The organism is Glutamicibacter sp. AGC84, from assembly GCF_053543575.1.
Genome location: NZ_JBLVOC010000009.1, coordinates 102235 through 107077, shown reverse-complemented (window position 1 = coordinate 107077; position 4843 = coordinate 102235). Strand labels below are relative to the sequence as shown.

The window sequence follows — 4843 nt, the reverse complement described above, 5'->3', positions numbered from 1 at the left end:
GGCCCCCCGCTGCACTTTAACTATTTATGTAAAGCACACGTGACTGTAAAGCTAGCTTGTCAGTAAAGTGAGGTTTACATCAATACGGATAGGGGACAACGATGGATTCAAAAGCAGTTGGCCAGAGCAAATGGGGCCGTTCGCGCTTCGGTGGCGGGTCGGGCGCCCTGATTGCCGTCAGCCTCAGCGCAGGGGCAGTGCTTTCAGCCGGTGCAGGTGTGCTCTTCGCCCGGCTGAACGCCCCGGAGCATTTCGTCTTGGCAGCGTTGCTCATGGCCGCTGGCTTGCTGCCGGTGCTTTCTACAGCTTGCTGGGCGTTGCTGCTGGATCGCGACACCCTGCGCGGTGCCACAAGGAACCCCGAGATATCGGTGGAGAGCCAGTGGTATGACAGAGCTGCCATCGGAGTGTTCCAGGATTTGCTGTTAGTTTGCGGCCTCGGTGGCGCAGTGTTTTCCTTCATTCAGATCCAAGCATCACTTGGCCTCGTTCTGGCTGGTGTCGTGCTGCTGGCGTTGCTTGACTTCGGAATCCGCTATTTCATCATTAAGCGGGCAGAAAGCTAGTGGAGAACAATCTCAGTGCATACCGCAGGGAACGCGGGTTCTCCCAGCAAGCATTGGCCGACCTGCTGGGCGTCTCGCGGCAGACCGTCATCTCGCTCGAAAAAGGCCGCTACGACCCGTCCCTGCCGCTGGCATTCAAGCTCTCAGCGGTCTTCGGCTGCAAAATCGAAGACCTCTTCATTCCGGGCGAAGACTAGGCGTTGCCCAGCAGCGGGTGCACCGCCAGCGTGAGAATCGCGCCGCAGGCAACGCAGGCAATCGGGGTCAGCACCCAGTGCAGCAGCACCTTGGTGACATTGCGCCACACCACCGATTCGAAAGACTGGTTATTGCCGGCACCGACGATGCCGCTGGTTACCGCCTGCGTGGTGGACAGCGGCAGGTGCAAGACGAGCGAGCCGAGGAACAGCATTGCCGCGGCTACGCCCTGGGCGATCATGCCGCGCAGCGGATCGAAGTTCACCAGCCGGCGGCCGAGCGTATAGGTGATGCGCCATCCGCCCAGGAGCACGCCAAGACCCAGTGCCGAGGCCGCGGCCAGCTGGATAGCCCACGTCACGGGCCCCGGGTCCATTGCATGACCGGTGATCAGCACCAGTGCGATCATCGCGCCGGTGCGCTGGCCATCTTGCAGTCCCAGTCCCAGAGCCACGGCGCAGGCGGTGATGGCCTGGCCTGCGCGCGAGCCGTTGTTGACCGAACGCGAGGAGTTGTGGCGCATCAGCCAGGTCGCCGGAATCACCAGCGCATAGGACAACAGGTAGGCGATGACCGGGGTGATCAGCATGGGCAGCAGCACCGAGCCGAGCAGCAGACCCCAGGCCCCGGACATCGACAGGTCGCCCATGAAAGCCGAGGCGCCGCTGGCGCCCACCAAGCCGGAGAACAGCGCATGGGTGGAACTGACCGGCAGGCCGCGCCACCAGCAATACAGGCCCCACGCGCCGGCGGTCAGCAGGCCGCAGATCAGCAGCTTCAATCCGACGACGCCATCGGGGAGATTGAAGTTCAGCTTGTCCACCAGCGCCACGCTCAGCCCCGAGGTCGCCAAGGTGCCGAGGAAGGCGAATACCGCCGCCACAGAGACCGCAATGGCCGGGCGCAGCGCCCTGGTGCGGACGGAGGCCGCAACGGCCGTAGAGGAATCCCTGAAGCCGTTGAGCACGCCATAGCCCAGGGTCAGGACGATCGCGAATCCGGTGAGGACCGAAAGGATGGTCATTTCCCCTAGGACTCCTTCACCAGCACGCGACCCAGGTGGTCGGCGAACTGGCGCAGGGTGTTGGCGGTAAGCATCAGGTGGTCGGCCACGCGCTGGTGGCGGTGGATGGTCCCTGGCTTGGCGAACTTCGCGATCTCATTGACCCACACCAGGTGGGTTCGGGCCGCGCGCTTGGAGAACTGCAGCATCTGCAGCCAGTTGTCTTCCAGGTCATCGAGGTTATGCAGGCGCTGGACCGAATCGGAGGCCAGCTCGGCCAGCTGCGAAATGAGTTCAAGCTGCTCCGAGGAACGCTCGGAAAGCGGGGTGGAGCCAACGGTCATGATCAGTTCGCCGGTACCGCGCAGCTGTTCCATGGTTTCGTGCAGCAAGCGCGAGAGCGTGTACATGTCTTCGCGGGGAAGCGGGCTGATATAGCTGGTTCGCAGGTGGGTGAGCACCGCGTGCACCAGATCGGAGGCCTCGGCTTCCGCGGAGGCCAGATCCCGCAGCTGGTCCGCACGGGTATCGGGTGAGCCGATCATCTCGGCGACATTGGCAACGGAGGTGCGAATGGTCGTCGTCAACCCGCACAGCAACTCGATGCCGCGCGAGGCGGAGGGAAAGATCTGGAACTTCACTTTACGGCGCACCATTCGATTCGACGGCTATTGGTACCAACGCAGAACAGTTTACGACGTGGAAGTTAACACCGGGTATTTGAAGGTGCCGGACCGGGAACGCCTCTCGGCGGAAGGCCGCTCGAAGCGGCAGAATTTTGGAGCCCGGGGTTACCAGCGGCCCGGCACCGTTACCTAGTGTTCTCGCCCTACCGGTGTGCTGTCAACCGCAGGGCTGCGCTCGTGCGTTTTCTCACGCTAGCGGCGCACGCTCTTCTCCGCTCCGCTCAGGCAGAGCAGCGCGCAGCAGAACCAGATCGCTCCCGCCGGCCCCAAACCCGCGGCGACCGTACTCGAGATGATCGGCAAAGCTACTTGTCCGACCCGATTTCCCATGAGCCGCACGGCCAATGCGGCACCGCGGTCCACCGCCGGCACCGAGGTGGAAATCATGGTCATGGTCATCGGCTGGCCCAGGCCCAGGAAGAAGCCGCCGACCAGCAACGCGGCCCCGGAGGCCCACAGCGAATCGATGAAGATCGGGGCCAGCGCGATGGCTATGCCCGAAATGTACAAACTGGTGACCAGCAGGTGGTTGCGTTCGAAGTGGGCCGAGAGCTTGGGGATGAACAGCCGCGAAACTACCGAAGCGAAACCTCGAATGGCCAAAAGCACACCAACATCTTCGGGTGTGACGCCATGTTTCTCCGCCACCAGCGGCAAGAAGGCCGTGAGGATGTCCAGCATGGCCAGCAAGGTCATCGAGGCGAACATGTGCGAAGCCATGCCCTTGATGCGCAAGACCGAGGGAATGGAGGCTTCGGACTTCGCCGGGCGGGTTTGCGGCGCCGTCTTGGAAATCCTCGGCTGCCAGCTCGGAAGCAAGAAGGGGACAGCTAGCAGCGAGCACCCGGCCGCAATCCACAGCGACAGGCTGATGCCGGCGATGCGCTCAGGGGAGACGGCATCGGTACCGGAGCCGAGCACCAATCCGCCAATCAGCGGCCCGATGAATTGCCCAGCCGCGTAGGCGGCCGTGAACCAGCCAAAGCCCTTGTCCAGATCGCTGTCGGGGAAGAACCGGGCGATGGAGGATTGCCCGCCAATGGTGAACATCAGATGCCCGAGCCCGAGCACGGCACTGGCCAGCGCCACGGTCAAGGCATTCGGGGAGAAATTGATGCCGATGCCGCCAGCGGCCAGCAAGGCCACGCCGGCGACCATCAGGAACCGGATCCTGCGGATTCGCGAACTGGCCCGGCCCAGCATCATTGCGGTGAACAGCGGAAGGATCGCATAGGCGGCGGTCACCACGCCGACGGTAAACGCGCCGGAGCCAAAGGAGATGAGCTTGTAGGTGGTCACCGGACGAATGAGGTTCAGCGCCGTTTGGGAAAGCAGCGCCGTTGCGATCAGGATCAGCAACCAGCGTACGAGCCCTGAAGAGTTGGTCCTCGATGCGGCGCCCACACCCACCTGCCTAAAATTGAGGGGCAACTTCCTCAACCCATCCTAAGGGCGCGGGATCATGTTTCAGTCCAATGCGTCCTGGCGCCAAAGCCGGGCGCAGGCTTCCAGATCCACGGCGGTGCCCATCAGGGCCTTGGCCTGCTGGGTCAGCTTGGTTCCCCGATCGCTGCTGGAAAAATCCGCGGCATCGGCATGCTCGGTCATGCCCAGCGCCAGTACCCGGCAATAGGCGGCGGTGCGTTCCAAGGCGTGGGCGAAGTCGCCGTCGAAGGCGCCGGAGAGAATCGACCCGGTCATCTTCTTCATCTCCTCGGCGGTCGGCGGCTCGGCCACTCCGGCGACGATGCGTTCGACCTGGGCACGATGGGCTCCAGCCTGGAAGCGTGCAGAATGCACCTCGGGCTTGCTCATCGTTGCCGCGCGAACCGCATACAAGCGCCACAGGGCACCTGGCAGGGAGCGGGCCGGGGCCTCGCTCCACAGCTGCGCGAGCACCTCCAGCCCTTCTTCTTCGGCCACCGCAATCAGCCGGCGTGAAACTTCGGGGTCGTTGTTGGCAATGCCGCGCTGCACGAAAGCCTGGGCGGACAGATGGGCTGCCTCGGATACGCGCGCCGGATCAGCGCCTCCCTCGTAGGGCTCGAAATCTGCCGGGGCGAAGGGGCGTGGTTTGTGATGGCGGAATCCCGCATCCTGGGCAACTTTTGATCCTGCACGTGCACCTCTCATGCGCTCCAGAATACTCGCTGATCCTGAGTTCTGCGCCAACAAGTGATTTAGCTTGCAAACCCCAAGATCCAGCGGAAATTACGGGCTGCCGAATTGCGGAATACGCCGATTAATACTCATGCCGGTCCATCAGGTAGTATGGATTTTGGCCTTGTGCCGTGCGCCTTTAGCTCAGCTGGTAGAGCACTGGACTTTTAATCCATTGGTCGCGGGTTCGATCCCCGCAGGGCGCACAAAATGAAACCGGACCCGGGGTG

The 4843-nt window shown here is 62.9% G+C and carries 6 protein-coding genes and 1 tRNA gene; 3 read left to right on the top strand and 4 right to left on the bottom strand.

The window, feature by feature from the left end:
* Nucleotides 1–101: 101 nt before the first annotated feature.
* Nucleotides 102–566, top strand: a complete 465-nt coding sequence (locus ACNPN0_RS06540; protein ID WP_105658999.1) for a hypothetical protein — start codon at nt 102–104, stop codon at nt 564–566.
* Nucleotides 566–763: a helix-turn-helix transcriptional regulator gene (locus ACNPN0_RS06535; protein WP_105658998.1), complete on the top strand. Its 198-nt coding sequence runs from the start codon at nt 566–568 to the stop codon at nt 761–763. The genes ACNPN0_RS06540 and ACNPN0_RS06535 overlap by 1 nt, the downstream gene beginning before the upstream one ends.
* Here ACNPN0_RS06535 and ACNPN0_RS06530 read toward each other — a convergent pair.
* The 4 genes from ACNPN0_RS06530 to ACNPN0_RS06515 all read right to left on the bottom strand — a co-directional run bounded on the left by ACNPN0_RS06530 (nt 760) and on the right by ACNPN0_RS06515 (nt 4586).
* Nucleotides 760–1788: an inorganic phosphate transporter gene (locus tag ACNPN0_RS06530; protein WP_105658997.1), complete on the bottom strand. Its 1029-nt coding sequence runs from the start codon at nt 1786–1788 to the stop codon at nt 760–762. The two genes, ACNPN0_RS06535 and ACNPN0_RS06530, sit on opposite strands and share 4 nt — an antisense overlap.
* 5 nt (nt 1789–1793) lie before the next feature.
* Entirely contained in the window at nt 1794–2408 is a 615-nt protein-coding gene (locus ACNPN0_RS06525) for a hypothetical protein (protein ID WP_286134404.1), read from the bottom strand.
* 237 nt (nt 2409–2645) lie between these two features.
* Entirely contained in the window at nt 2646–3857 is a 1212-nt protein-coding gene (locus ACNPN0_RS06520) for an MFS transporter (RefSeq protein WP_448937245.1), read from the bottom strand.
* A 63-nt stretch (nt 3858–3920) separates the two neighbouring features.
* On the bottom strand, nt 3921–4586 hold the full coding sequence (locus ACNPN0_RS06515; protein ID WP_105658994.1) for a hypothetical protein: 666 nt from the start codon (nt 4584–4586) through the stop codon (nt 3921–3923).
* Between the two features lie 160 nt (nt 4587–4746).
* On the opposite strand from ACNPN0_RS06515, the gene ACNPN0_RS06510 reads away from it, so the two are divergent.
* A tRNA-Lys gene (locus tag ACNPN0_RS06510) sits at nt 4747–4819 on the top strand.
* Nucleotides 4820–4843 lie beyond the last annotated feature (24 nt).